This is a genomic window from Listeria costaricensis (assembly GCF_900183385.1).
GTDB lineage: Bacteria > Bacillota > Bacilli > Lactobacillales > Listeriaceae > Listeria > Listeria costaricensis.
The window spans coordinates 42460-66442 of the sequence record NZ_FXUT01000006.1 but is presented as its reverse complement, the minus strand read 5'-3'; the positions used below and the strand labels follow the sequence as shown (position 1 = coordinate 66442).

Sequence of the window (23983 nt, the reverse complement as noted above, 5' to 3'; positions counted from 1 at the left end):
AAAACTTTTTCTGTAGTGCGATCTCCAAAATCCAACTTTTTTGGGGAGACTACACGCTTTGTTTTCCGGTCTGTATTTTTCTTGTTTAGTTTTTAAAGGAGTGGATAGGTGCTGGGATTCTTCCGCCCCGGGCAATAAAGTCTGCAGAACTTTTTTCATTTACTGCCATGACGGGTGCCCGGCCTAGGAGTCCGCCAAACTCTACCATATCGCCGACTTTGGTGCCGCATGCTGGGATGACTCGCACGGCGGTTGTCTTGTTGTTAATCACGCCGATCGCTGCTTCGTCTGCAATCATGGCGGCAAGCGTTTCTGCTGAGGTGTCGCCTGGAACAGCAATCATGTCGAGACCGACTGAACAGATGGCGGTCATGGCCTCTAGTTTTTCCAAATTTAAGGCGCCGCTTTCTGCTGCTGCAATCATGCCGGCATCTTCTGAAACGGGTATAAAAGCGCCTGACAAGCCGCCCACATGTCCGCATGCCATCACGCCGCCTTTTTTCACTGCATCGTTTAGCAGGGCGAGTGCTGCAGTCGTGCCGTGGGTGCCCACTTGTTCAAGTCCCATTTCTTCTAGAATATGCGCAACGGAATCACCAATGGCTGGTGTTGGGGCAAGCGATAGATCGACTATGCCGAATGGGACGCCTAGACGTTCGGAGGCCGTCATGCCAACAAGCTGACCCATGCGTGTCACTTTGAACGCAGTTTGTTTGATGGTTTCTGCCACCACGTCAAAGCTTGCTCCTCTGACTTTTTCAAGGGCACGTTTGACAACGCCGGGGCCGCTGACGCCAACATTGATTACGCAATCTGCTTCACCCACGCCATGAAAAGCGCCAGCCATGAAGGGATTGTCCTCGACGGCATTGGCAAATACGACGAGTTTTGCACAGCCTAAGCCTTGCGTATCTGCTGTAAGTTCGGCTGTTTTCTTAATGACCTGCCCCATCTCTTTGACCGCGTCCATATTGATGCCGGTTCGCGTACTACCGATGTTGACGGAGGCGCACACTGCTTCGGTTTCAGCTAGTGCCTGCGGAATCGACTCGATTAGACGCTGGTCGCCTAGATGGTAGCCCTTTTGTACAAGCGCTGAAAAGCCACCGATAAAATTCACACCGACATCACGCGCTGCCTTATCAAGCGTTCTCGCAAAAGCCACATAGTCGGTATCGCTGCTTGCTCCGGCAATAATCGCGATTGGTGTGACGGAGATCCGCTTGTTGATGATGGGGATCCCGTATTCTTTCTCGATCGCCTCGCCTACTTTCACAAGTCGACCTGCCTTATCAATGATTTTACGATAAATATTTTCGCGGGCTTTTTCACCGTCACTATCGATGCAGTCGAGCAGTGAAATCCCCATCGTGATCGTCCGAATGTCGAGCTTTTCTTCCTCAATCATGCGGATTGTTTCAAGTATTTGCGCTGTTTCCACGAATACCCCTCCTATAATTTATGCATGGCGTTGAAAATTTCTTCCCGCTGAATGCTGATTTTGACTGCCAGTTGTTCGCTTAAATCATGTAAAGCTGCTGCTACCTCATCAAATTCCGGTGTGTGCTCGCTGATTTCAAGCATCATCATCATGGTGAAATAGCCGTCCATAATGGTTTGCGAGACGTCCACGATATTGATCTCAAGTTCTGCTAATTTTGTGCTAACACCGGCAATAATGCCCACATTGTCTTTTCCAATCACGGTTAAAATGGCCTTCAAGTTTATCGCTCCTTCTTATGTATAATTGTTTTCATTATAGCATATCACACTTTAACCGAGTAGCGAAAATTAGTGTTTTTACGAAAAAAAAGCTTATCAGCCTCCATATCATTCGTTAAATCGGATTTTATTTCTAATTAATTACATCCAAATAAAAAAACGTTCGGAAATTCCAAACGTTTAGTCCTCGTATAGTTTTTCAGCCAGATCGAACGGCAGCCCGTCCTCAAAGCTTTCCCACGGTTCATCTACCACAAGGTCCGCTTCACCATCGAGCGCCTCCTTCATGATGGCAGGGATCTCTTTTTGTACGACAATATCTGGATAGGCCGTAAGCCAGTTTTCGCCAAAGTCGCTTGCGGGATCGTAGTAAAATTCATTTTTTGTATAAAAGCCGGTGGCAACACCCTCTTCCAATTGTTCCAACAGTCGATAGGTGTCGTGCAGATAATCGGGCGCCTCATCCAAGGTGGCATATTGCTTCACATAGCCCGGGCCTAATCGGAAATAAAAGGCTTTGACGACCGCGAGATCGATGGTTTCATCCGTCAGTATCTGCCGCACAAGTGGATGTGTGCTCGATTCATCATCATAATTGAGGGTGACAACGGAGAAAAATAACGCTTTGGTGTCAGCCTGTGCCAGAAATTCCTGCCAGATTTGCTGTTCTTTCACACTCATTTCAGTCATTTTGCCTACTCCTTTTTTTAAAAAGTATAGCAAACAGCCGACACGATTCGTAAGTGCCGGCTGTCCTTTTACACGTCGTATTCCAATTCTTTGCTGGTCTGTTCAATAAAGTCGAGCGGTGTTTTGATTTCATTTGCATCGTACTGTTTCGCGCCGACTCGAAGCTCAAGTTTCACTCGATATTTTGCGGCAAACTCTTCTTGATTGGCTGTTTCAATCCGCTTTTTAATGCGCTCTATCACAAGTTTGCTGCCGGGATCATCTGTCAGAAGCAGCATGCCCCACGTTGCCTCCTCTTTATCGAGCAGATAGAGCACGTCGCTTGTTCGGATACACGATTCAAGCAGCCGGGAAACATCCTGAAGCACCAGCCGCATTTCTTCCTCGCTCAGGAATCGTTTCAGCTCGCGCCAATGTCTGACTTTGATCACGAGCAGCGTCAGTGGGAGGTCGTAACGATTGGAGATGCTGGTGAAAATTTCTTCATCATTTTGGAAGGAAACTAAATTTTTCAGCAGCGTGTCTTCATCAATGGTGCCTAAATATAGATGTTGATGCTTGATGCGCTCATTTTCCAGTTGCAGGCGGGAGGTGTTTTTAGTGAACAAATAAGCGGCAAAGGTGAACAGCGGTGTAACGAGCAGCCAAAAATAACTGCTAAAATGACTTTCCGAGCCGTTTGCCACCATGTCGTATAAAACAAAGGAGGCATAGCCGAAAATAAAGAGGACATTTAGGATCAGCCCCAAGGTTAGATTGGTAAAATACGTGATGATCACGAGCAGAAAGGCCACATTTAAAAAGATGATATTACGCAGGTACATGCTGGGATCGTTCGCAATAAAGGCTACGCTGATGAAGCAGAGCAGAATGAACAGCAAAAAGCCCATATCGGTCAAAAAATTATTCCGGTTTTTAATCATTTTGCTTGCCTCACTTTCTACGATATTTGCGAATGAGCAGGACGACTGCAATGATGAGCAGGAGCGCCGCCATAAAGGCTACTGCCACAAACACAAGGGTGGCTTTATTTTCACCGATTTTCGAGCTGAAGCTTTGGGTTTCTTGGCTGGCCGCTTTTTTGAACCGGTAGGCATGGATGGTGTCGTCCTGATCGACAATCGCCGCATCCCCGTAAATCTTGCTGAGCGATTCTTTGGTGCCCAGCAGTGTCGAGCCAAGCTTCGTTGTGGCGCTTGTTGGGCCGGTGACTACTAGCAGTCCGAAATTATCCTGATAAATGGATGGTAGCAGCTGGACACTGCCAATCCGTTCGCCGTATGTTGGATCGATGGTTAGTTTTTCATTGGACGTGAAGTACTGCCCCTTATCATCATATTGGAAGTACAGCTGATCGTTGGCTTTTTTAATGACCTGGTTATTCTTAAATGTGCCGACCGCGATCAAATTCTGCTGGCTATTTTCACCATCAAAGTTTTTACTTTTTTGGACACTTAGCTCACCATTATTTCCAGTGACAAATTTGCCCAATAGATTGAATAGATTCTCAAGTGCGTCCGTCGTATCTGTATCCAGCTTGTCCGGCACGATTACAGTTGTTTCGTCAAATGTCCCATCTTGGATAAATGGATAGGGATACTGGTTGAATAGCAAATCGGTTTTCTCCATCGTATGCAGCTCGAAATTCGATTCCGGCGTAATGTAGCCCCACGGAATTTCTGCATCATTGATAAATCCGCAGTAATTGTCTTTTAAAACGAGATCAAAAGCAACGGTCAGGCTGAAATTGCCGATGATTTTCATGTCCGGCGGGATCGTCAGGGTGACTGTATCGCCGTTTGCTTTGTCGGCTGAAAGTTTCTGACTGCCAACGGGTTTGCCGTTTACAAGGACGGTCACGAGTGAATGCTCAAAATCCAGATTTTGCGAATAGCGGATGTCAAGGTTCACTTTTGAGCCCCCGGAAATCGTCCGGTTAGCAGGCATCTTGATAAAATAATCCTGCTCAACGTGACCGATTCCTTTTAACTTATCACCTGCATCTGTCAAGGTGAAGGTTCGGTCGGTTTTCGTTACTGGCGTTAAAACGTCATCCGCTGTTTTGACCCATTTTTCATCTAGGGAAAGCTGACTGACAAGTTCGTGATTGGCCAGCAGTTTGGCCGCCGTTTGCAAGGCTTTATCGCTATTAGATGTGACAACCAAATAATGCGTGTCGCCCATGGTGAGGATTTTTAGCAGCGCCTCTTTGTCCAGCTGGTCGGTTTGGGTGATTTGGGCGCGGATCTCTTCCGGCAAGTTGGCGTATTTGGCAAAAAGCAGCTGATAATTTTTACCGTCTTGTTTTGCCGTGTTGCCATACTCGCCAAACGCAATGTTTTGATCATCCAAGGTGTTTTCGGCTGAAAAGGCAGTCAGGGCTTGGAGGGCACCGCTTAGTTCAGCATCCTCCTTTTTGCTGGATACGAGAATGCTCGCGGCTTTTTCTTTGATGGTGTCGAGACCGGTAAATCGGGTGCCGAAATCACGGATGGTATTTTGAAAGGCTTCTTCATTGTAGCCGATGTCGATCGCGGTGGTTTTATCGATGTGCAGCCAATTGGCCGGTGTCTGATCGATCGTACAGCGGTCATCTGGCAGGTTGGTATAGACAAAGCCTTCAATTGACAGCTGATTCGATCCTTTTTTCAAATTTGCCGTCGGGACGTCTAGTTCAATTTCTTTGGTACCGGAATCTGTGACATCCGGCCGGAAAGAATAAAACGGGCGGCCATTGATTGAAAAGGTGATGGTGGAGATTTCTTTTTCGGTCAGCTGGGTGATTTGATAAACAAATTTGACTTTGACACTTTCAGCATTCCAGTAATCTTCTATTGTAAAATTTTGATTGGTGGTGGTGTACTTGCCTTTTGCCTCTTTATCTGTCCCAAATACGACTTGGTAATTTTTATCTGCGGCATGTGTGTCGATTTGGAAGAAGAAAAGGCCGGCAAAAACAAGCAGTGCGCTTAAAAATAATTTTTTCATCTTCTATTCTCCCACTTTTAGAATCGCTCTGTTTTGTACCATTTCGTTTCGCGTTTCAAAATGGTATCTTTCAAAAAAATATAAAAGCCATAAGCGGCGACGATCATCCAGAGCTGACAATACGTCACGTACATCAAGCAAATATAGAGAAAATTGGAGAGGCTGATTTCCCCTTGTTCTGTTGTCAGCGTGATGAAGGTTCCGGCGACAAAAAGTAAAATCGCCAGCAGCCATAGTGTCGTACTTAGTCCTGCAAGCGTTGTATGCACATAGCCGAGCGCATTTAAAATGAGCAGGGTATCGCTTAAAATCAAAGAGGTCAAAAGTAAAAAATAAATTGATAGAAAATAGAGGATGTCAAAATGAACGCGTCTGGCGGATTTTTGAAAAAGTAGCGGGACATTTTTCAGAATCACATAGATATTCCCTTTTGCCCATCTTGCTCGCTGTTTAAACCAAACGGCCAATGTCTGCGGTTCTTGCTCCCAGGTGACCGCCTTCGATTGAAACTTGATTCGGTAGCCCATCATGTAGATCCGAAAACTGATTTCGGTATCCTCTGCCACCGCCTTTACATCCCAGCCGCCAATTGCTTCCAAAATGCTCCGGCGGACGATAAAATTGGTGCCTGGAATCGTGCATAATTTGAATAGTGCCCAGCGTCCAGCCTGTGCCATCCACTGAAAGCTCAGCGTTTCGATATTGATGAATCGGGTGAGCCAACTGGCATTTCGATTGCGCGTTCGGAATTTGCCGATCACGGCTCCAAGCTTCTCGTCATGGGTGATTTCCCCGACTAAATAGCGCAGGGCCTTTCTTTCCGGTGTATTGTCGGCATCATAAATGGCAATGTATTCACCGCGGCTTTGGGCAAACCCGATGTTCAGTGCATTGGATTTCCCCTTCCCGCCTGTCTGACTGTCCGTGTTGATGATCGTAAAGTTGCGTTCAGGATGCCTGTCTTTGATTGTCTGGAGGAGCTCGGCACTGTTATCCGCTGAGTTGTCATTGATGACGATGACTTCATAGCGGTCTTTCGGATAGTCAAAGTCAAGCAGCGACAGGACGGTTTTGACGATGACTTTTCCTTCGTTGTGTGCGGGTACCATGATGGATACAAAGGGGGCGCTTCCTTCGATTTCAGGTACTTGGCGCGCTTCATTTCGCAGATAATAGACGTACCCGGCGATGATCAGCACGATATTGATTAACAGCAGGCTCCAAATGCAAATCACGGCAAAAAGCGACAGATAATCTGCAACGGTCATAAAATCCCCTCATTTCATATACTTCCGCCGATACATCCGGTAGCCAAAGATGAATAATATGGCAAAAACGAGCAGCGTTACGGAAATAATCACTGTGAATACTTTACTTTGAACGGAAAAGAAGCTCGACAGGGTGCCTTCTTGTATAGCTTTTTCCTGTTCTTCTATTTTTTTCAGACTGGCCGATTGGAGAGAGGTATCCACCTGCTTCCCGCCAATCGAGAGTGTGCCGTCTTTTGTTTCCACTTGGTCGGTCGACGTTTGGACGTGGAGCGTCAGATCGCGAAAATCGGCCCACGGGTTCGGCTGATTTTGTAGCCAGCTGATGGTTTGCTTGCGTGTTTTTTCAGAAGTGAACAGCGGATAGCTGATGACTGTATCAAGCGGCAGGTCCCGTTTTGGGTTTTGGTTCGCCTCGACTAATTTTTCATAATCCGTGCCTTTCAAATAAAATGGTGCGGTACGAAAAGCAGCGGTTTCCTTCGTTTCATCTGTAAAAATCACCTGCTGATTCGGGAAAATGACCGCCCCATCGAACGGTGCGAGGCCTTCGTCGCGATAAACCCGGTCAAACAGCCAATAGGTTTCAGCACTGACTGCACTTGGCGCTAAGCCGTTTTCGGTCAAAAAGTGAACGGACTTTTCCATCACGTTTGTTAGTTCTCCCTTGGCACTGCTTCCCGTTGTTACCGCGGGAACTTGTAAAATGATGGTCCCGCCTCGTGCTGCTGCATATCGTAAAATTTCTGCATAACGCTTGGCTGCTGGAAAATCTGTATTGCGGAAAACTGGTCCGGCGCTAAGCATAAACGGAATCCCCGCTTTATAAAGAGCATCCACAGTTTCTTTTACTGCATTGGGGTCGACAAAGGGATTGACTCCTTCTATCAGCAAATATTGCTTAGTCGCCGTTTGCGCCGTTTGACAGAATTTTTTCAGGGCTTCCTGTGCGAGTAAAAGTCCCGCTGTCTCTGTCTGCGCAAAAGCCGCATAGCCATTTTGTCCGCTGAAAACGGCGTAAGGAAATGTCCCGGTTGAAACGTTCAGCTGGCCGCTTGTATTCGTATTGGTTGTCTGAATAAAAGGGGTATTTTCCGGAAAGAGCAGTTGAATTTGCCAGCCGTTTTCTGCTACTGCTGTCCCGCGTTCAGCGTCCTCCGCCTGCAATTGAATGCCTAATTGTATTTTCAGCCATTCAGGTGGATTTGAGCCAAAATAAAAAACAGGCAGTCGGCTGGCTTTTATTTTTTCCTGTAAGTTTTCAGAAAGTGCTTCTGGTTTATTTTGAACAACAACAATGCGTGAAAAACCATTTAAATCTGGCATCTCTAAGGCGCTTGTTGTCTCAACTTTTTCGCCTAGTGTAATCAACGTGCGTGTCAAACTTTCGATATTTCCATTACTAGCGCCCTCTTTGTCTAAGCTATCGTACAGTAAAAGTACTTTGGAAGAAGAATCGGCGTGCGCGACTACCGGACTGCCGATTAGTAGCAATAAAAAGAGTCCGCTTAGAACCAGCCATTTAGGTATTTTCATGCTTGATCCTCCTCTTCTCCGCTTTATTGGCTAGACCATGAAGGAGGGAAGTTATCATCATCACGATCGAAATATCAAAACAGATATTGAACATAAACTCATGCTTGGCAAGATCTGCCTCCCCGTCCCCCACAATTGTGATTAAGAGAACGCTAAAGCCAATCATTACGAGCATTACGGCCAGATCTAGTCGTAAAAATCCGCGGTAATCCCGTTCGCGAAAAGCTTGCCCTAAACCTCGACTGTAACTAATCAAAAAGATGGCGGCCCATAAAATGATAAAAGCAAAGGTTGCTGGAGAAAGTGCATGTTTCAAAGAGCTATAGGCTGTAAAAAAGTGCGTTTTTTCGCCAAAATCTTTTCCGGCACTTTTTTCATAGTTGCCCATTTCCAGTGGTCGAATCGTAAAGGAATGCTCAGCTGAAAGGTTTAGCATTGCGTATAATTCAGACGGATTGGTTAAGTAAAATTTCAAAACGGGCACAAAACCATAGTGATCATAGAAATTCTTTTGCATCCATGTACTGTCTGGGTCGATCATTTTGTACTTATCAAAGTAGGTCGTCCCTTTTAATAAAGAAAATTCAGGGTCAATGCCCATCTGCTCAAGGCTTTTTTCCGGTGCATCTGATTTGAGCAAAACGCCGCGTGTCATTGTCTGATACTGATTGATTGTGACAAACTCTTGCGGGATAAAAACATACATGGCGACCCCTGTTGCAAAAATCACACCTAAAAGACTGCCGGTTAAAATTCGGAACTTTTTCTCACGGCGAATAAAAAGCAGCAGTAGACCGAAGAACGTTATAATCACTCCAAACGGCGCATTTTGCTGCTTAGCGGTAATCAAGAGAATGCTGGAAATGAAAAAAACAGCGAGCAAAAAGTAATCATTGTAGCGTTTTTGATACATTAAGAGGAGGGCTGCCGCCATATAAAGCGCCATAATCATCATAAGCCCTTCACTATAGAAGGAATTAAAATAGGCAATATACGCGGTATCACCAAAAACAAGCACGACAATAAATGCGCTCAAATAGGCAAATATCCCTTTAAAACGCGTGGTGAGGGCCTCAACTAGTAGGTAAACTGCTCCTAGCAAAAGAAGTAATTGGATGGCTGCCATAAAACGTACATCAAAGGTTCCATCATGAAGAAAGAGCGAATTTAAGCCAATGGCCGCTTTGATCAGTAGGCTTTGGGAGGACAGAATCGCCACTTGATTTTCATTAAAATACTGATAAATGCCGAATTCTTTGACAAAATAGCCGAATTGCATGGCATCGTAGTTTGGCTGGTTATGGTATAAGCCGTTGCTGGAATAAGCACGAAAAAAGTCGCCATTATCCGCTAGGCCGATATAGGGAGGAATAAAGAGGATCATGATGCTGATAACCGCCAACAGAATGACACTGAAAACTGCCGGTGTCACCTTTTTTAAAATTTGTTTTGCATGAAATTTCCAGCTTATTCGTCTTTGTTCAGACAACTTAAGCGCCCCTTTTCAACTTTCAATCAATTTATTACTAGTCCTTACCCGCTATAAAGGAAGGGTATCCTAAAAAGGATTATTTTAAGACAAAAAAACAAAAAGAAAGGTTCATTATTGCCGTACCTTTCTTTATATTCCGATCGAATGTTCACAAAATCGTCACATTTATTATAACGTAACTTTGCAAAATAGCAAACTTTGTGGATATTTAGTGTTAAAAATATAGATTCTAACACTCTTTTCGAGCCAAACTGTCACAAATTCTCCAAATAAAAAGAAGAAAAATATGGTATACTAAATAGTGATTTATTAGAAAGGTGAAGTTTAAATGAATCTACGAAAAGCAGAATTTATTTTAAGTTTACTTGCTGGAATTACTGGGATTATTGCAGGACTGTTCAGAGTTTCTACAAGTGCATTAGCAACTGCACTTGTTTCAATTTCAGCAGAAGATTTTTTAGATTTAGGTGCGTCAACTACCGATGTACGTATGCTTGCAACTACTAGTTTGCTTTTGATTATTCCTGCTATTCTTAGCACAATCATAGGTGCTGTACTTTTTATTTTTGCATTTATTTTGAGAAAGAATGCAAAAGTTTTCGGTATCTTAATTCTTGTTCTTGGTGCTGTTGGGTTTTTCCTACTTGGACTACTTTGGATCGTTCCAGGTGTCCTAGCAATTATTGCTGGTATCATGTGCTTGGCGCGTAAAGTACCCACTGAATTCTAATTCATAAAAAAACAACTTTTTCTCCTTCTATTAAAAATAGAAATGAAAAGTTGTTTTTTTATTTGGCCTGATGACGCGTTTGCTTTATTTTTTTCTTAACAAAATCACCCGCGGTCAAAATGATCCCCCAAAAGAGCGATCCAAAATGCTAATGTCTGATCGCCTGTTTGAGGAAGGGCCTGCTGTTCCCGTCGAACAAAGTCTCATGAAAAAAGCTGGGCAAGTACTTTTTGATGGGCGCACTGAAGCTGATCCACTAAAAACCAAGCGTCTCCTTGACCGATCACATAGGCGAGGACGTCTGTTTTCTTCAAAAGAATCACTTGACTGGTCTGTTCTGCTACATATTGACAAGAAGCTATTTGTCCCGGCAAGATGTAACGCATGTCTATAAAATCACCCGATTGAAAATCATACTCCCTGCCATTTTGATGTTTCCCGCAAACTGCCCCTTCTTGAATATAATAAAGCGCATCCTGATCACGCTGACGTAACTGCTCTCCCTTTTGAAAATCATTGGTTGCTGAAAGATTGTCGGATCATCCAATAGTCCATTGATTAGACGATAAGCCGTCAAGTTTGACCACTGCCAGATTTTCATTTTTCTCCTCCATCGCTTCGATTATTTTCTAATTGCTGATAAAAAATTTGTTCTTGTACATTCCTCTTTGTTAACACTCAATCAGCTTTATTCTCAATCAAAAAGGTCTTCTTCCTAAACACGCGTGTAGGCAGAAGACATTTTTAATTTGTATTAATTGCCCGCTTTTTCCTGATCGATTTGTGTCCGAATTTCGCGGGCAATGCTTTCAATCGTATAAAGAGCTGGGAGTTGGGATGTGATATTCGCATCCTGATACATTTCTTTATTGATATAGTAAGAAATATTCGCATCGGATAGTCGTGCTATGGTCGATTTGGCACTGTTGGTGATCGAGATGATTTGACATTTTTGCGTTTTAAGCTGGTGAATATAACGGATAATGTCTTCATTTTCCCCTTCGACGGAGATGGCGATCATACAAATCTTATCCGATAGTTTGCTCGACAAATGGTAAAAGGGATGGTTGAGCGGATCTTCAATGTGCAGTGCCAGCGTAAACAGGGATGAAAAGTAAAGTGCCCCGTATTCGGCAATCACGCCAGAAGCTCCGATTCCCACGAATAAAACCAATTCGCTGTCTCGCAAAATGGTGACGGCCTCTTGAAGCTGCTTTTTATATTCGGGTTGGGCGGTGCGTTTTAAAAAATCAATGTAGGTCGTCTCATCGGACATGTCGATATGTGCCATTTTTTGTTCCTCCGCATAAAGCTGCAATTTAACCCGAAACTCGGAATAGCCGTTGCATTTGAATTTGCGGCAAAAGCGTAGGATGGTGGTCGTACTGACATGGACCTCGTCTGCTAAATCACGAATCCGCATGTAGACCACTTTGTCCAGATTGGCGGTAATGTAGTTATAAATTTCTAATTCTGTATCGTTCAATTCGATTGCCTTATCTAAAAAAAGCAAGCGCTCACCTTCTTTTTCTTCATTCCTCGTCTCATTTTACCATGTAACAAGGCGTTACTCAAATGTAACAAATTCCTTTTTTGAAAATGCTTACCGAATCTACAGCATTCTATCGTTTTTTTCTCATACTATGCGTATACTATAAGATATAAGAAGGAATTGCGTTAGTGAAGACGACGCACCTTATTTTGAATTATTGGAGGAATGGCGAAATGACAAAAGGTCTTAAAATTGCAACAATCGGCGGCGGTTCAAGCTATACACCGGAACTGATCGAAGGCTTTATCAAACGGCAGGATGAACTTCCGGTTCGTGAAATCTGGCTGGTGGACGTGGAAGCTGGTAAAGAAAAACTGGAAATCGTTGGTAACCTCGCTAAACGGATGGTTAAAAAAGCTGGCGCTGATATCGAGATTCATCTAACACTTGATCGTGAGGCTGCTTTAAAAGGCGCTGATTTTGTCACAACACAACTTCGCGTTGGTCTACTGGATGCGCGGGTGAAGGATGAACGTATTCCTAATTCGCACGGTGTCGTTGGGCAAGAAACAAATGGCCCTGGCGGTATGTTCAAGGGACTTCGTACAATTCCTGTGATTTTAGATATTTGTAAAGATATGGAACGTCTTTGTCCAGATGCTTGGCTGATCAACTTTGCCAATCCGGCTGGTATGGTGACAGAAGCCGTTCTTCGTTACAGCAATCAGAAAAAAGTGGTCGGCTTATGTAATGGTCCGATCGGCATTGAACGGAATATTGCGGAAACATTGGGCGTAGATCCTTCCGAAATTTATGTGGAATTTGTCGGCTTAAATCACATGGTATTTGCCAAAACGGTTTACTATCAAGGGAAAGATGTGACGCGCGAAGTTGTTTTCAAAATGACAGAGGGCGATTCCGGCTCCAAATTGAAGAACATCAATGCAACCGGCTGGGACAAAACATTCCTGCGCACACTAAACATGATTCCGATCGACTATCTGCGCTACTACTGGCAAACAAAGCAACAGCTTGAAGATCAAGAAAAAGCTTATGCGGAACACGGTACACGTGCTGAAGTTGTGAAAAAAGTAGAAGCGGAACTTTTCGAGCTTTATAAACAAGAAGAGCTGGCTGAAAAACCAAAACAACTGGAACAACGCGGCGGTGCTTACTACAGTGAAGCGGCCTGCAATCTGATCAACTCGATCTACAATGACAAACGTGACATTCAAATCGTGAATACGCGCAATAATGGGGCCATTTTGGACATCGATCCTGATTCTGCGGTTGAAACAAACTGTGTCATCACACGTCAAGGTCCGATTCCTCTTGCAAGCGGTCATCTGCCAATTGCGGCTAACGGAATCGTGCAACAGATCAAGTCATTTGAACGCTTGACAGCCGAAGCAGCTGTGACAGGGGACTATGATACAGCCCTTCTTGCCATGACGATCAATCCGCTGACACCTAGTGATGCGGAAGCGCGGATCTTGCTTGATGAACTGCTGGAAGCTCACAAGGAATATCTACCAAACTTCTTTCAAAATGAAAAATAATTGAGTAACTTAAAAAGCATTGGATGCCGGAAAATCGGCTCCAATGCTTTTTTTATCGTGCCACTAATGTATCCACTTTCGCATGCGCCAGAACATAGCTGGAAATACTGCCGAGAACGAATTTCTCCACTCGGTTCATCCCGGTCGCCCCGACAACAATTAAATCAGCGCCAAAATGTTCTGGAATCTTACTAGCCAGAATGATCTTTGGATTGCCGCGGTCAACAAATGTGGCGACTTCTTCAATGCCCGCTTCCTTGGCCCGTTTGCCATAGTCCTCTACTCTCGCTTCAGCCGCACGCCAAGCACGTTCCTCAAGCGATCCGTCATAAGATATATTAGGTGAAAAAGAACGAAGATCCACGACACTTGCAATCGCTAATGCTGCCCCGTATTTTTGTGCCAATTCCAGACTTTTTTGAAAGGCACGATCTGCTTGATCTGACCCATCCACTGCGACTAAAATTTTCTGATAGTTTTCCATAATGATGTCCTCCTTTATTCAAAGTTCCTCACTACCCTTTACCCTGAAAATAAAAAAGCATGCATGACTTTTCACAAAATCTGATCGGTTCATTTATTTTGCATTTTCCAAATTTGATCGTTATCTTTCTTTCGTTCAACAAATGTTCACATTTAATCTATAAAAAAGTATTATACTGTACCATTTTTCGTTAGATGTCGTGATATTATTCTTTAATAAGACTATTTATGAAAAAATGGAGGAAATACATGATCCGTACTTTTAAGCGATTTTTATTATTTTTTTTAACAATGATTTCCTTATTTTCTATTCCACAAGTTTTAGCGGATACTACAGTCGATTCGGCTGATCATCAAGAAAATGAATCCTATGCCGTTGATTCAGTGGACGGTTCGACTGCTGCTGTTCCTGTTCTTAGCAAAACTGCTGCTGCGGCTGACAATCTAACCGCAAACTCTTCATCGGGAAATTTAAAATCAACGAAAGAGACTTTTAATGACTATTTCCCCGACCCTATCTTAGCTGCGACTGTCGCCGAGCAATATGGTATGGTAGCCACTGACACAATTTCAGAACAAGACCTTTCTTATCTGCTGGTTCTAAACTGCTCAGGCTTTGGCATATCGGATATGACAGGAATTGAATATCTAACTGGTCTAACCATTTTAGATTGCAGCTTCAATCCCATTACCCACTTAGACTTATCTCATAATGATGAACTTAGAACGATCAACTGTTCTCAAACACAAATTCAATCACTCAATCTGCCTCCTATGCCCGATTTAACGACGCTGGATTGTTCGGATAATAATTCGTTAACCACACTAACCTTGCCAGAATCACCTAAGCTGACCTCACTCGATTGTGAATCGACTGCGATTTCCATGTTGGATACTTCTAAACTTCCTAAATTATCCACCTTGCAATGTTCTGCAACTCATTTAACTGAATTAGATGTGACGCAGAATCCCGCGTTAAAAATACTAGGATGTATGCAGAATCAACTCACCGATCTTGATATCTCAAAAAATCTACAACTCACCAGTTTAGATTGTGGGAACAACCAATTAACTTCTCTTGAGCTAAATAATCCGCAACTTGAGAATCTGACCTGCCGCTATAATCAAATCCGTTCACTAGATTTGACAGGCTGTCCAAAATTAAAAATGGTCAACTGCTATGATAATTTGATTCAACATCTTGAATTAAATAATCCAGAACTGGAAACGCTCATTTGTCCCAGTAATCAATTAACCGAGTTAGATTTATCCAAAAGCCCTCATTTAACTGATTTACGCTGTGAAAGCAATCAGCTGACTGATTTAGATTTGTCTCATAATCTTCAATTAACATCAATTTCTTGTAACAATAATCAGCTTAAAAAATTGGATTTATCTCCTTTAACTAAATTGACCAATTTAGAGTGTAATGACAATCAAATTGCTGGTGAACTTGATATGTCGCATAACACTGATTTAGTCCTGGTACATTGTTATAATAATCAAATAAGCAAAATTTTGATCCCGCAAACGCCAACGCTGGATGAGCTGTATTTTTTCAATAATCAGGTGCAGGACTTTTCCTCTGTTCCTGACAACATCAGCGATTGGGACGGGACGAATCAACAGATCAGTTTGCCGAAAGAAATGCTTGAGACGTCTTCTCTTACTTTACCGGTCAGTTCTGAATTAAAGGATGAGAATGGGAAGAAAATGACAATCACGCCGCAGAATGGCGGGACTTACAATGCCTCGAATAATACGATCACTTGGACGAATCTTGCTGGTTCTGGAAGTGTCAGCTATACCTTTAGTTCTACCAGCAAAAAGGCCACTGGGACGCTGACAATTCCTTATGAAGTTCAAAGTCTTGAATGCGACAATGAAATTTCTTACATTCAAGGGACAACCAAATCGGCGGCTGATTTTCTTTCAGATATCCATGCTGAAACGACAGCCGATTGCGTGCTTTCCAGTAATTTTGCGGATGTGGTGAATATGAATCAACCGGGCGATTATCAAGTGACGGTTACCTCAACGAATCCAGAAACGCACTATACGGTTAATAAAACTGTCACTGTACATATTCTTCCTTATACACTTACTTTTAGTGATTTGCCTCCAGATGTGACGTTTGAAACGACGGCTGTCAATGAAGCGCGGCAACTGATTCACCGCAGCAGTCCGGACAAATTCCATTGCAGTGTGAGGGATACACGTGGAAATGATGCGCACTGGACGCTGACGGCTACACTAATGGCGCCTCTTACTTCTACAACGTCTGGGGATACGCTCGATCAGGCTTTTGTCTATAAAAATGCAGCTGGCGTGACGACTGTTATGGCACCAAACATGCCGGTCACGATTGCCACTGCTGAAACTGCCAGCCAAAATGGGGATGAATTCTCGATTGATTGGGGTGATGAAGAGGGTTTCCTGCTCGATTTGGATACCTATACGGCTCAAGCGGAAACGTATGAAACGACGATCACTTGGTCACTTCAAAATACACCTTGATAAAAATGCTTAGCTCAACTGTCCAACTGGCAGGCTTGAGCTAAGCATCTTTTTTTATGTGTGTTGCTGAATGTTTAAAAGGGGCGCTAGTGGGGCGATCGTTTTGGCTGTCACGGGTTCGATCGATTGGTAGTCGGCACTGTTTGTTACCACGATGGGCGTGATGGTTTTGTAGCCGAGTGACCGGATTGCTTCGACGTCCATCTGCATGATCGGCTGGCCTTCTTTGACTTTGGCCCCTTCTTTCACGAGTGTTTGGAAATGTTGACCGTTCAACTTGACGGTATCCAGGCCGCAGTGGATCAAGAGTTCAACGCCGGCTTCTGTTCGGATGCCGATTGCATGGCTGGTTGCGGTCGTCATGATGATCTCACCTGCTGCCGGCGCAAGGATGTCATTGTTAGCTGGCTCGATGGCCACTCCATCACCGAGCATCCTTTGGGCGAAAAGTTCATCTGGGACGGTTTCAAGTGGATGAATCGTGCCTGCTAGTGGACTTTTGATGCGCAGTCCGGCCATCGCTTTTTTCTGTTCACGGCTGCCAAGGAAGAATGTCATGGCGGCTGAAGCGGTGATGGCGATGAGGATGGTCAAAATGGCGTACCAGAAGTTGCTGCTGAAGCCGGAACCGTCTGTCGGGATGAAGGTCGGGATGGCGGCTAGGCCGGGTGACACGACGGCGTACTGTTTGAGTCCGACGAGGCCGGCAAAAAGGCCACCGATGCCGCCGCCAAAAACGGCGCCGAGAAAGGCATGCTTGTGGTTGATTAGGACGCCGAAAATGGCCGGTTCGGTAATGCCCATGACACCGGTGATTCCGGCGGAGAAAGCGAGCGACTTTTTGGTGACATCTTTTTCAAACCGCATGTCAGCGAGTGCGGCTGCCCCAACGGCTACATTGGCGGCAAGCATGGCGGGCATCACGAAGGAATCGTAACCGCTATCGGCCATCATGGCAAATACTAGCGGGAAGAGTGCCTGGTTGGTGCCGGTCATGACGAGCAGCGGGGTTAGTGCGCCCATCAGTCCGACCGACAGCCAGCCAAGGTGGGCATACATGAAGGAGAGAACCTCGGCGATGTAACTGCCGACAAAATTGCCGAATGGGCCGAGAATGAGCAGGGTGACAGGAACGGTGATGATCATGACGAGCAGTGGCTTGAAGAAAAATTTGATGGCTTCTGGGATCACTTTATCCGCGGCCTTGTCGATGAGGCTCATGAATAATACACCGAAAATAACGGGAATCGTCGTCGAATTATAGGCGGTCTGTGGGATTTGTAAGCCTAAGAAGGACAGGTCGGCCACGTTGTTGATCAGACCATCTACAAGGACGGCCCCGAGAAACATGCCCATGATGGGACTGATGCCCAGTTTCCGAGCGGCACTGTAGCCTAGAAAGATGGGCAAAAAGTAGAAGCCGGCGTCATTGATGGCATTCAGGACAATATAGGTACCGCTTTCATTTGAAAGGCCAAAAAAAGTAACGCCAATATTGAGCACGGCTGAAATCAAACCGGCAGCTACAAGGACGGGTAAAATGGGCACGAAGGTTCCGCTGATGAAGTCGATTACGATGCGTCCATATTGCTTCCAATTTTTATGCGTTTTTGGGGCATCGATCGGCGGCTGCTTCCCGCCAGTTGCTTGATCGTCTAGCTTGACCGTCACGAGCGCATAGACTTTGGGGACATCCGGCCCAATCACCAGCTGGATTTCTTCGCCGCGTTCGACGATTCCGAGAATTTGAGGCTCCTTTTCAAGAGCGGCTTTATCGAGCTGACTGGGATCGTTCAACTGGAGCCGAAGCCTCGTAGCGCAATGATTTGCGCTACGAATATTACCGGCTCCGCCAACATTTTCCAGTATTCGTGGGATTAGTTCGTCATATTTGCTCATGTTTCGTCCCCCCAGTCTTGTCCGTTTGAGCGGATCAAATTCGAGTACCAGTAGTAGGAATCCTTGGGAATGCGTTTCAGGTCGCGCAGTTCTTCATCGGTTGTATTGATAAAAACGAGGCCGTATCGTTTCGCCATGCCGTTTCCTGTGCTGAGCAGATCTGTGAAGGACCAAGGATTGTAGCCGATGACCTGACAGCCGTCTTGAATGGCTCTGCCGACTTGGAAAATTTGATCGCGTAAAAAGCGAATCCGTTCGGGGTCATGAACTTTGCCGTCTGCTGCCACATCTTCATGGGCGCCGTAGCCATTTTCTGTAATCATCATGGGCAGGCCGTAATGATCCCAGACATAGCGCAGCATGTATCTGAGTGAAACAGGGTCGATTTCCCAGTCCCAATCATTGGTTTCCACATAGGGGTTACTTGTCAGCTGATAGACGCCGGGAAATTTGGGATAGACGAACTCGCCCTTGTTGCCGGTTTTATTGAGCTGTTGTTTTTGCTCCGTCTCGGTGCTTGGGCATTCTTTGGCGGCGTTGGAGCGATAACAGTTGAGCGCAAAAAAGTCGATTTTGGCCTTTTCGATCAGCTCCATGTCGCCTGCTTGGATGTCCGGATCGATCTCGTGCTCCTTCCAGTAGCTGCGGATAAAGCTGTTGTAAGTCCGGTGGGCATAAAAGTCGTTCCACACTTTTTCGGTCAATTCTTCTGCATTCATGGCTGCAATCTGATCTTCGGGATTCGCCGAGCTGGGATAGATGGGGACATAGCCGGGAACTGGCCCAATTTTGCCGTCTGGAACAAGTTCGTGGCAGGCAACGACCGCTTTGGCATGGCACAGGTTCATGATGTGATTGACTTTCCATTTATCATGAAACCAGGTCGACTCATTTTTACAAATGCCAAGCCAGTCTCCATAACAGATTTGCATGTTTTGTTCATTGATTGAGAGCCAATATTTGACGCGGTCGCCAAACGCCTTAAAACAGGTGCGTGCATACTGATCAAAGGCTTCAATAATCCCGCGGCCATACCAGCCGTTATACATTTCATCCACCCAGACGGGCATGTCATAATGATATAGCGTTACAATCGGTTCAATTCCGTGTTTGACCAGTTCATCGATCAGTCGGTTGTAAAAATCAAGACCGAGCTGATTCGGTTTGCCTGATGCGTCGGGATAGATGCGCGGCCAGGCGATTGAGAAACGATACGAGCTAAAGCCGGCTTCTGCCATCAGTGCCACATCTTCCATATAGTGGTGATAATGATCCGAAGCAATCGAATTATCTGTAAATGGTTTCTTGGTTTGGCTATTTAAATCAATCAGTGCTGGTGTGCGGCCATCTTCATTGACAGCGCCCTCTACTTGCCAAGCAGCGCTGGAGGCTCCCCACATAAAACCGGGTGGAAAAAGTGGTTGGTTTTTATAAATCATCAAAATCGTTCCTTTCCGCTTTCAATTTTAAAAACTCGCTTAAAATGACATCAAGGACGTAATGAACGGCATAGGAGTAGTACAATACATCGGGCACTTCTGTGTTTTCCTGACTGCGAAGATGGTAGATTTTCCCAAAACCGCGATTGAAGGTCGGCGCTCGTTTGAGTGTGAAGAGAATTTTTTTGCCGGTAAAGCGGTCGATCAGCGGCGCAAGTGTTTCTGCCAGCAGGCCGGAAATCGAAAACACAATCACCATGGTTTCAGGGCCGAAATAGTCCAAACTGGCACAAATATCTTCTTTATTGGAAAGCAGCGTGACTCGTTTGCCGAAAATCACCAGCTCCTGTTGAAAAGTCTGCAAGATGCCAGCGATGTGACTGGAGGCGATAAATGCCACTTCCTCCACCTGCTCGATTTCTTTGACCAGCCATGAGACCTCGCTCGAATTCATGCGGACATTCAGTTCTTTCATCATCAAAGAAAGCGCGCGGTACAGCTCCGTCCGAAAATCGGCGGCACCATGAAAGGCCCGGTAGACCTCTGCCCCCTCATCAAAGTCTTGAAAATGCTGTTTCATTTCGGCAAAATTTTCATACCCGATATGGCAGGCAAAACGGCGAATGCTGGCGCGTGAGACAAAATTTTGTTCGGCAATCTCATAGATATTCATGGCGCCGATCGACCGATAATTTTCCAAAAAGAATTTGGCGAGCTCATAGTCGACCGTTCCAAACTGATTGCGGTCAAGAATGCGCGTCAGGCGATGCAGTAAACTCAATCTTTTGATATCCATTTTAAGTCCTCCTCCTTGGCCAAGTTGGATGATACCTTAACTATAGCGGATTATGCCGTTTTCTGGGGGACAAATTTTGCTCCCGATCAGCATGAATCGTATCGTTCGATCTGAAAATTCGTTATAATGAAGGAGAGATGTTTTTCAATCCCTATTTTTTGGAGAAAGCAATCGTTTTTTTGGAAAATAGATTGTGCGAGGAGTGGCGTAAATGGAGAAACTGTTATTTATTCAAACGGGTTTTGGTGTGGATGTGCACGGGCAGGATGTGACAAAGGCGGCGGAACGGGCGGTCAGAAATGCGATCTATCATAATTCAATGGCGGGAATCGAGGCCATGCTGCCGGACCATGATTTAAACAGGATGGTGGTGCATGTCAAGCTGGCGGTGCCAACAGATCATGACAAGCTCGATCAGGCGCGCATCAAAAAATTGATTCCATACGGGACGGTTACGGTCGAACTGATGGACGGCGGAATGATGACCACGAGCGGCATCTTTTTAGCCGACAAAGCCGATAAAAACGATTTGATGTATATTGTGAATGCCTCTGTTGAAACAGGCTATTAAAAAAAGCCCCTCAGCTTTTGCGGTCAAAATGATCTCACAAAAGCCGAGGGGCCTTTTTTTTAGTGAAATAGCGGTTCGATTTGCTGTGCCGTACGCGTTAAACTGGCTTCGGCCTGCCTTCTGGACTTGCCAACCGCCTGAATGTAGCATTTGCATTTCGGCTCCGTTCCCGATGGTCGGATGAATAGCTTCGTACCGTCCGTAAACGTAAAGCTTAAAACATCTGCTTTTGGCAAATGGGGATAGGCGGTCGTCTGTGTAAGAAAATCCACCTTGTCCACTACCTCCTCACCGAAAAAATCGGCTGGCTCGTTCCGCAGCGTCTCCATGATGGACGCGATTTTGGCAGCGCCGGCCTGCCCTTCAAAGGTGTACGTCTTAAGCTCTTCCAAGTGGTAGCCGAATGCCTGATAAAGCGCGTCCAGCCGGTCATGAAGCGTTTGGCCGTTCAGCTTGTGATACAGGCACATTTCGGCTGTCAAAACGGCGGCTTGGACGGCATCTTTATCGCGCACAAACGGCTGGGCCAAGTAACCGTAGCTTTCCTCATAGCCGAACAGAAAGTGGTAATCGAGGGTGTTTTCCAGACGCGCAATTTCTTCCCCGATAAACTTGAAGCCGGTCAAGGTTTCGACATGGTGGACGCCGTGATGCGTCGCGATTTTTCGCCCGAGGTCGCTCGTGACGATGGTGGTGACGAGCTCTTCATTGGGCTGGAGCGTTCCGTTTTCCTTTTTCCCTGTGATTAAATAATCGAGCAGCAGGGTGCCAAGTTGGTTCCCTGTTAAAATCTGAAACTCTCCCTTTGAAGATGCCGGAACCGCCACGCCGAGCCGGTCCGAATCGGGGTCGGTCGCGAAAATCAGATCCGTTCCAGGCTTCGTCGTGCTGATCGCCTGCCTAAAGCTGTCGGGTTCTTCCGGATTGGGCGAGCGGACTGTCCAAAAATTGCCATCCGGCCACGTCTGCTGCTCGACAAGTTGCACGTTGGTGAAGCCGTTTTGCAGCAGCCCTTCTGTCACTAGCTTTCGGCCCGCCCCGTGAAGCGGTGTGTAGCAGATCGACAGGTTGGCGCCTTTTGCTGCCAGCATTTCCGGGCGGATGAAGACGGCTTTTAAGGCTTGCAAATAGGCTGCATCTGCCGCATCGCCAATCATTTGAATCAACGGATCGGTCCGTTCGGCTGTCTGAATCGCAAATAAGTCGCGCTGCTCGGCCATGAAGCCCATGATTTGGTCAGCTGCTGCCGGCGTGATCTGGCCGCCCGTCGCGTCATAAACCTTAAAACCGTTGTAAAGCGCGGGATTGTGACTGGCTGTGATCATGATGCCGGCGGACGCTTGCAGATCGCGCACGAGAAAGGACAGTTCGGGCGTCGGGCGCAGTTCGTCGGAAAGGAAAACACGGATGCCTGCTTTTGCCAGCACCTTGGCCGATTCTTCCGCAAAGTCGCGCGAATGAATGCGGGAATCATAGGCGATTACAACGGAACGCTTGGCAGATGGGTCGTCCGCTTGCAGCCATTTGGCCACACCGAAAGCCGCTCGGCGAATCGTATAAAGATTGATCCGATTGGGTCCGGCGCCAAGTTTGCCTCGCATTCCGCCAGTGCCGAATGACAGGTCGCAGTAGAAGGCATCTTCCAAATCGGCTCCCAGTGCCAAGTCGAAGCGCAGCTCATCCGGCAAGTCCTGCTTGAACCAGCGAGCCTGTTCTTCCTTTATGTTCATTCCGCTTCCACTTCCAACTGCCGCAGGATGTCGCTGATTTTAAGCTCGCAGCCAGCCATGGACGTATCGGCCACGCCATAATACATTTTCAGCAGGTCGCCTTCTTGAATGACACCGCAGGCAAAAACGACATCACCGAAAAATCCGTTTTTCTCGTAGTCAGCTTCTGGCTCTAAAATGGGCGTTTTGGAGCGGCGCAGCACGATTGATGGATCATTTAGATCTAGCAGTGCGGCCCCCATCACATAACGATGCTCTTTCGTAGCTCCATGATAAAGAATCAGCCAGCCTTCCTCTGTTTTGATGGGCGTGCAGCCGCCACCAACGCGCCCGCTGTCATAACTATCTGGCCGAATGCCGAGCAAATGCTTGTGATCTCCCCAACTTGTTAAATCCGGCGATGACGCCAGCCAAATATCCAGCTCACCGATACTTTTCAAACTTGGCCGATGTAGCGCGTAGTATTTGCCGCCAATTTTCTCTGGAAACAGCAGCACATCTTTATTTTCCGGTGCAAAAATATTTCCCAGATAGTCGTAGCTTTCAAAATCGGTCGTTTTCACAAGAGCATCCGTTACCCCGAATTCCGAGACGGCGCTAAAATTCACATAATACGTATCGCCCAGCTGCATCACTCGCGCATCCTCAATGCCAAAGGTCTGATACGCATTAAACGGATAAAGAAATGGCTTTTCATCTAATGTAAAATGATGCCCATCTTTGCTGCGTGCGATCCGAATGTAGGAGAGCGACGTCAGATAGGAGAAGCCTTCCAGTTTGTCTTTGCGGCGAATCATCCGCGGATCTTCAAAATCGTATGCCTGGTCGGAAGTGTCAAAGCGGTGCAAGGTTAGCTCGTCTTTTTCCGCATTATAGACGGGCGCCACGACTTCATTTTCATGAGCTGGAATTGGTTTTTCCGCCACACGGAGCAAGAGCAAGGTTTCATCGCCGTATTTTGCCACACCTCCGTTAAAGGCGCCGATCACTTCAAAGCCTTCATGGAACGGCTTAACGTCGAGCGGTGTGATGAGTGGATTTTCTTCGTAACGGTAAATATTCATGATTTTC

Annotated in this window: 21 protein-coding genes; 4 read left to right on the top strand and 17 right to left on the bottom strand. The window is 45.8% G+C overall.

Annotated elements, in window-relative coordinates; translation table 11 throughout:
• Window positions 1–85: 85 nt before the first annotated feature.
• The 8 genes from CS921_RS05050 to wsfD all read right to left on the bottom strand — a co-directional run bounded on the left by CS921_RS05050 (window position 86) and on the right by wsfD (window position 9693).
• The gene (locus CS921_RS05050; protein ID WP_099221974.1) at window positions 86–1441 is read right to left on the bottom strand and encodes a PFL family protein; all 1356 of its coding nucleotides are present in this window, start codon (window positions 1439–1441) and stop codon (window positions 86–88) included.
• A gap of 11 nt (window positions 1442–1452) precedes the next feature.
• Window positions 1453–1722 (bottom strand): ACT domain-containing protein, encoded by a 270-nt coding sequence (locus CS921_RS05045; protein WP_099221973.1) that lies wholly within the window; start codon window positions 1720–1722, stop codon window positions 1453–1455.
• Between the two features lie 180 nt (window positions 1723–1902).
• A complete protein-coding gene (locus CS921_RS05040; RefSeq protein ID WP_099221972.1) occupies window positions 1903–2412 on the bottom strand; it encodes a DUF4274 domain-containing protein in 510 nt (169 codons plus the stop codon).
• 68 nt (window positions 2413–2480) lie between these two features.
• A complete protein-coding gene (locus CS921_RS05035) occupies window positions 2481–3335 on the bottom strand; it encodes a diguanylate cyclase domain-containing protein (RefSeq protein WP_099221971.1) in 855 nt (284 codons plus the stop codon).
• Between the two features lie 10 nt (window positions 3336–3345).
• Window positions 3346–5400 (bottom strand): cellulose biosynthesis cyclic di-GMP-binding regulatory protein BcsB, encoded by a 2055-nt coding sequence (locus CS921_RS05030; RefSeq protein WP_099221970.1) that lies wholly within the window; start codon window positions 5398–5400, stop codon window positions 3346–3348.
• Window positions 5401–5417: 17 nt separating this feature from the next.
• Window positions 5418–6668, bottom strand: a complete 1251-nt coding sequence (locus CS921_RS05025; protein ID WP_099221969.1) for a glycosyltransferase family 2 protein — start codon at window positions 6666–6668, stop codon at window positions 5418–5420.
• 9 nt (window positions 6669–6677) lie between these two features.
• A complete protein-coding gene (locus tag CS921_RS05020; RefSeq protein WP_099221968.1) occupies window positions 6678–8204 on the bottom strand; it encodes a DUF2334 domain-containing protein in 1527 nt (508 codons plus the stop codon).
• Window positions 8191–9693 (bottom strand): glycan biosynthesis hexose transferase WsfD, encoded by a 1503-nt coding sequence (gene wsfD, locus CS921_RS05015; RefSeq protein ID WP_240422305.1) that lies wholly within the window; start codon window positions 9691–9693, stop codon window positions 8191–8193. The genes CS921_RS05020 and wsfD overlap by 14 nt, the downstream gene beginning before the upstream one ends.
• Window positions 9694–10024: 331 nt before the next feature.
• On the opposite strand from wsfD, the gene CS921_RS05010 reads away from it, so the two are divergent.
• Complete coding sequence (locus CS921_RS05010) at window positions 10025–10426, top strand: DUF4064 domain-containing protein (RefSeq protein WP_099221967.1); 402 nt, start codon at window positions 10025–10027, stop codon at window positions 10424–10426.
• A gap of 203 nt (window positions 10427–10629) precedes the next feature.
• Here CS921_RS05010 and CS921_RS15535 read toward each other — a convergent pair whose 3' ends face one another.
• The 3 genes from CS921_RS15535 to CS921_RS04995 form a co-directional block, all read right to left on the bottom strand.
• A complete protein-coding gene (locus CS921_RS15535) occupies window positions 10630–10887 on the bottom strand; it encodes a hypothetical protein (protein ID WP_338037318.1) in 258 nt (85 codons plus the stop codon).
• Window positions 10815–11027 (bottom strand): hypothetical protein, encoded by a 213-nt coding sequence (locus CS921_RS05000; RefSeq protein WP_099221965.1) that lies wholly within the window; start codon window positions 11025–11027, stop codon window positions 10815–10817. The genes CS921_RS15535 and CS921_RS05000 overlap by 73 nt, the downstream gene beginning before the upstream one ends.
• A 153-nt stretch (window positions 11028–11180) precedes the next feature.
• Window positions 11181–11939: a MurR/RpiR family transcriptional regulator gene (locus CS921_RS04995; RefSeq protein WP_099221964.1), complete on the bottom strand. Its 759-nt coding sequence runs from the start codon at window positions 11937–11939 to the stop codon at window positions 11181–11183.
• Between the two features lie 212 nt (window positions 11940–12151).
• On the opposite strand from CS921_RS04995, the gene CS921_RS04990 reads away from it, so the two are divergent.
• Window positions 12152–13477 carry a 6-phospho-beta-glucosidase gene (locus tag CS921_RS04990; RefSeq protein WP_099221963.1) on the top strand — a complete coding sequence of 442 codons (1326 nt, stop codon included), beginning with the start codon at window positions 12152–12154 and terminating at the stop codon, window positions 13475–13477.
• A 52-nt stretch (window positions 13478–13529) separates the two neighbouring features.
• Here CS921_RS04990 and CS921_RS04985 read toward each other — a convergent pair whose 3' ends face one another.
• Window positions 13530–13961: a universal stress protein gene (locus CS921_RS04985; protein WP_099221962.1), complete on the bottom strand. Its 432-nt coding sequence runs from the start codon at window positions 13959–13961 to the stop codon at window positions 13530–13532.
• Window positions 13962–14209: 248 nt separating this feature from the next.
• Between CS921_RS04985 and CS921_RS04980 the strand changes: the two genes are divergently transcribed.
• A complete protein-coding gene (locus tag CS921_RS04980) occupies window positions 14210–16477 on the top strand; it encodes a leucine-rich repeat domain-containing protein (protein WP_099221961.1) in 2268 nt (755 codons plus the stop codon).
• A 54-nt stretch (window positions 16478–16531) separates the two neighbouring features.
• Here the strand turns inward: CS921_RS04980 and CS921_RS04975 are convergent, their stop codons facing one another.
• Genes CS921_RS04975 through CS921_RS04965 form a run of 3 tightly spaced genes read right to left on the bottom strand, consistent with a single transcriptional unit; the run spans window position 16532 to window position 20611 of the window.
• Entirely contained in the window at window positions 16532–18376 is a 1845-nt protein-coding gene (locus CS921_RS04975; protein WP_099221960.1) for a glucose PTS transporter subunit IIA, read from the bottom strand.
• Window positions 18373–19815 (bottom strand): glycoside hydrolase family 1 protein, encoded by a 1443-nt coding sequence (locus CS921_RS04970; RefSeq protein WP_099221959.1) that lies wholly within the window; start codon window positions 19813–19815, stop codon window positions 18373–18375. The genes CS921_RS04975 and CS921_RS04970 overlap by 4 nt, the downstream gene beginning before the upstream one ends.
• Window positions 19805–20611: a MurR/RpiR family transcriptional regulator gene (locus tag CS921_RS04965; protein WP_099221958.1), complete on the bottom strand. Its 807-nt coding sequence runs from the start codon at window positions 20609–20611 to the stop codon at window positions 19805–19807. Before CS921_RS04965 ends, CS921_RS04970 begins: the two co-directional genes overlap by 11 nt.
• A gap of 211 nt (window positions 20612–20822) precedes the next feature.
• On the opposite strand from CS921_RS04965, the gene CS921_RS04960 reads away from it, so the two are divergent.
• Window positions 20823–21182 carry a Lin0512 family protein gene (locus CS921_RS04960; RefSeq protein WP_099221957.1) on the top strand — a complete coding sequence of 120 codons (360 nt, stop codon included), beginning with the start codon at window positions 20823–20825 and terminating at the stop codon, window positions 21180–21182.
• Window positions 21183–21241: 59 nt separating this feature from the next.
• Here the strand turns inward: CS921_RS04960 and CS921_RS04955 are convergent, their stop codons facing one another.
• Together CS921_RS04955 and CS921_RS04950 are read right to left on the bottom strand one after the other, a co-directional pair.
• Entirely contained in the window at window positions 21242–22912 is a 1671-nt protein-coding gene (locus CS921_RS04955; RefSeq protein ID WP_099221956.1) for a phospho-sugar mutase, read from the bottom strand.
• Window positions 22909–23976: a BtaManbiosPhlase gene (locus CS921_RS04950; RefSeq protein ID WP_099221955.1), complete on the bottom strand. Its 1068-nt coding sequence runs from the start codon at window positions 23974–23976 to the stop codon at window positions 22909–22911. Before CS921_RS04950 ends, CS921_RS04955 begins: the two co-directional genes overlap by 4 nt.
• Window positions 23977–23983 lie beyond the last annotated feature (7 nt).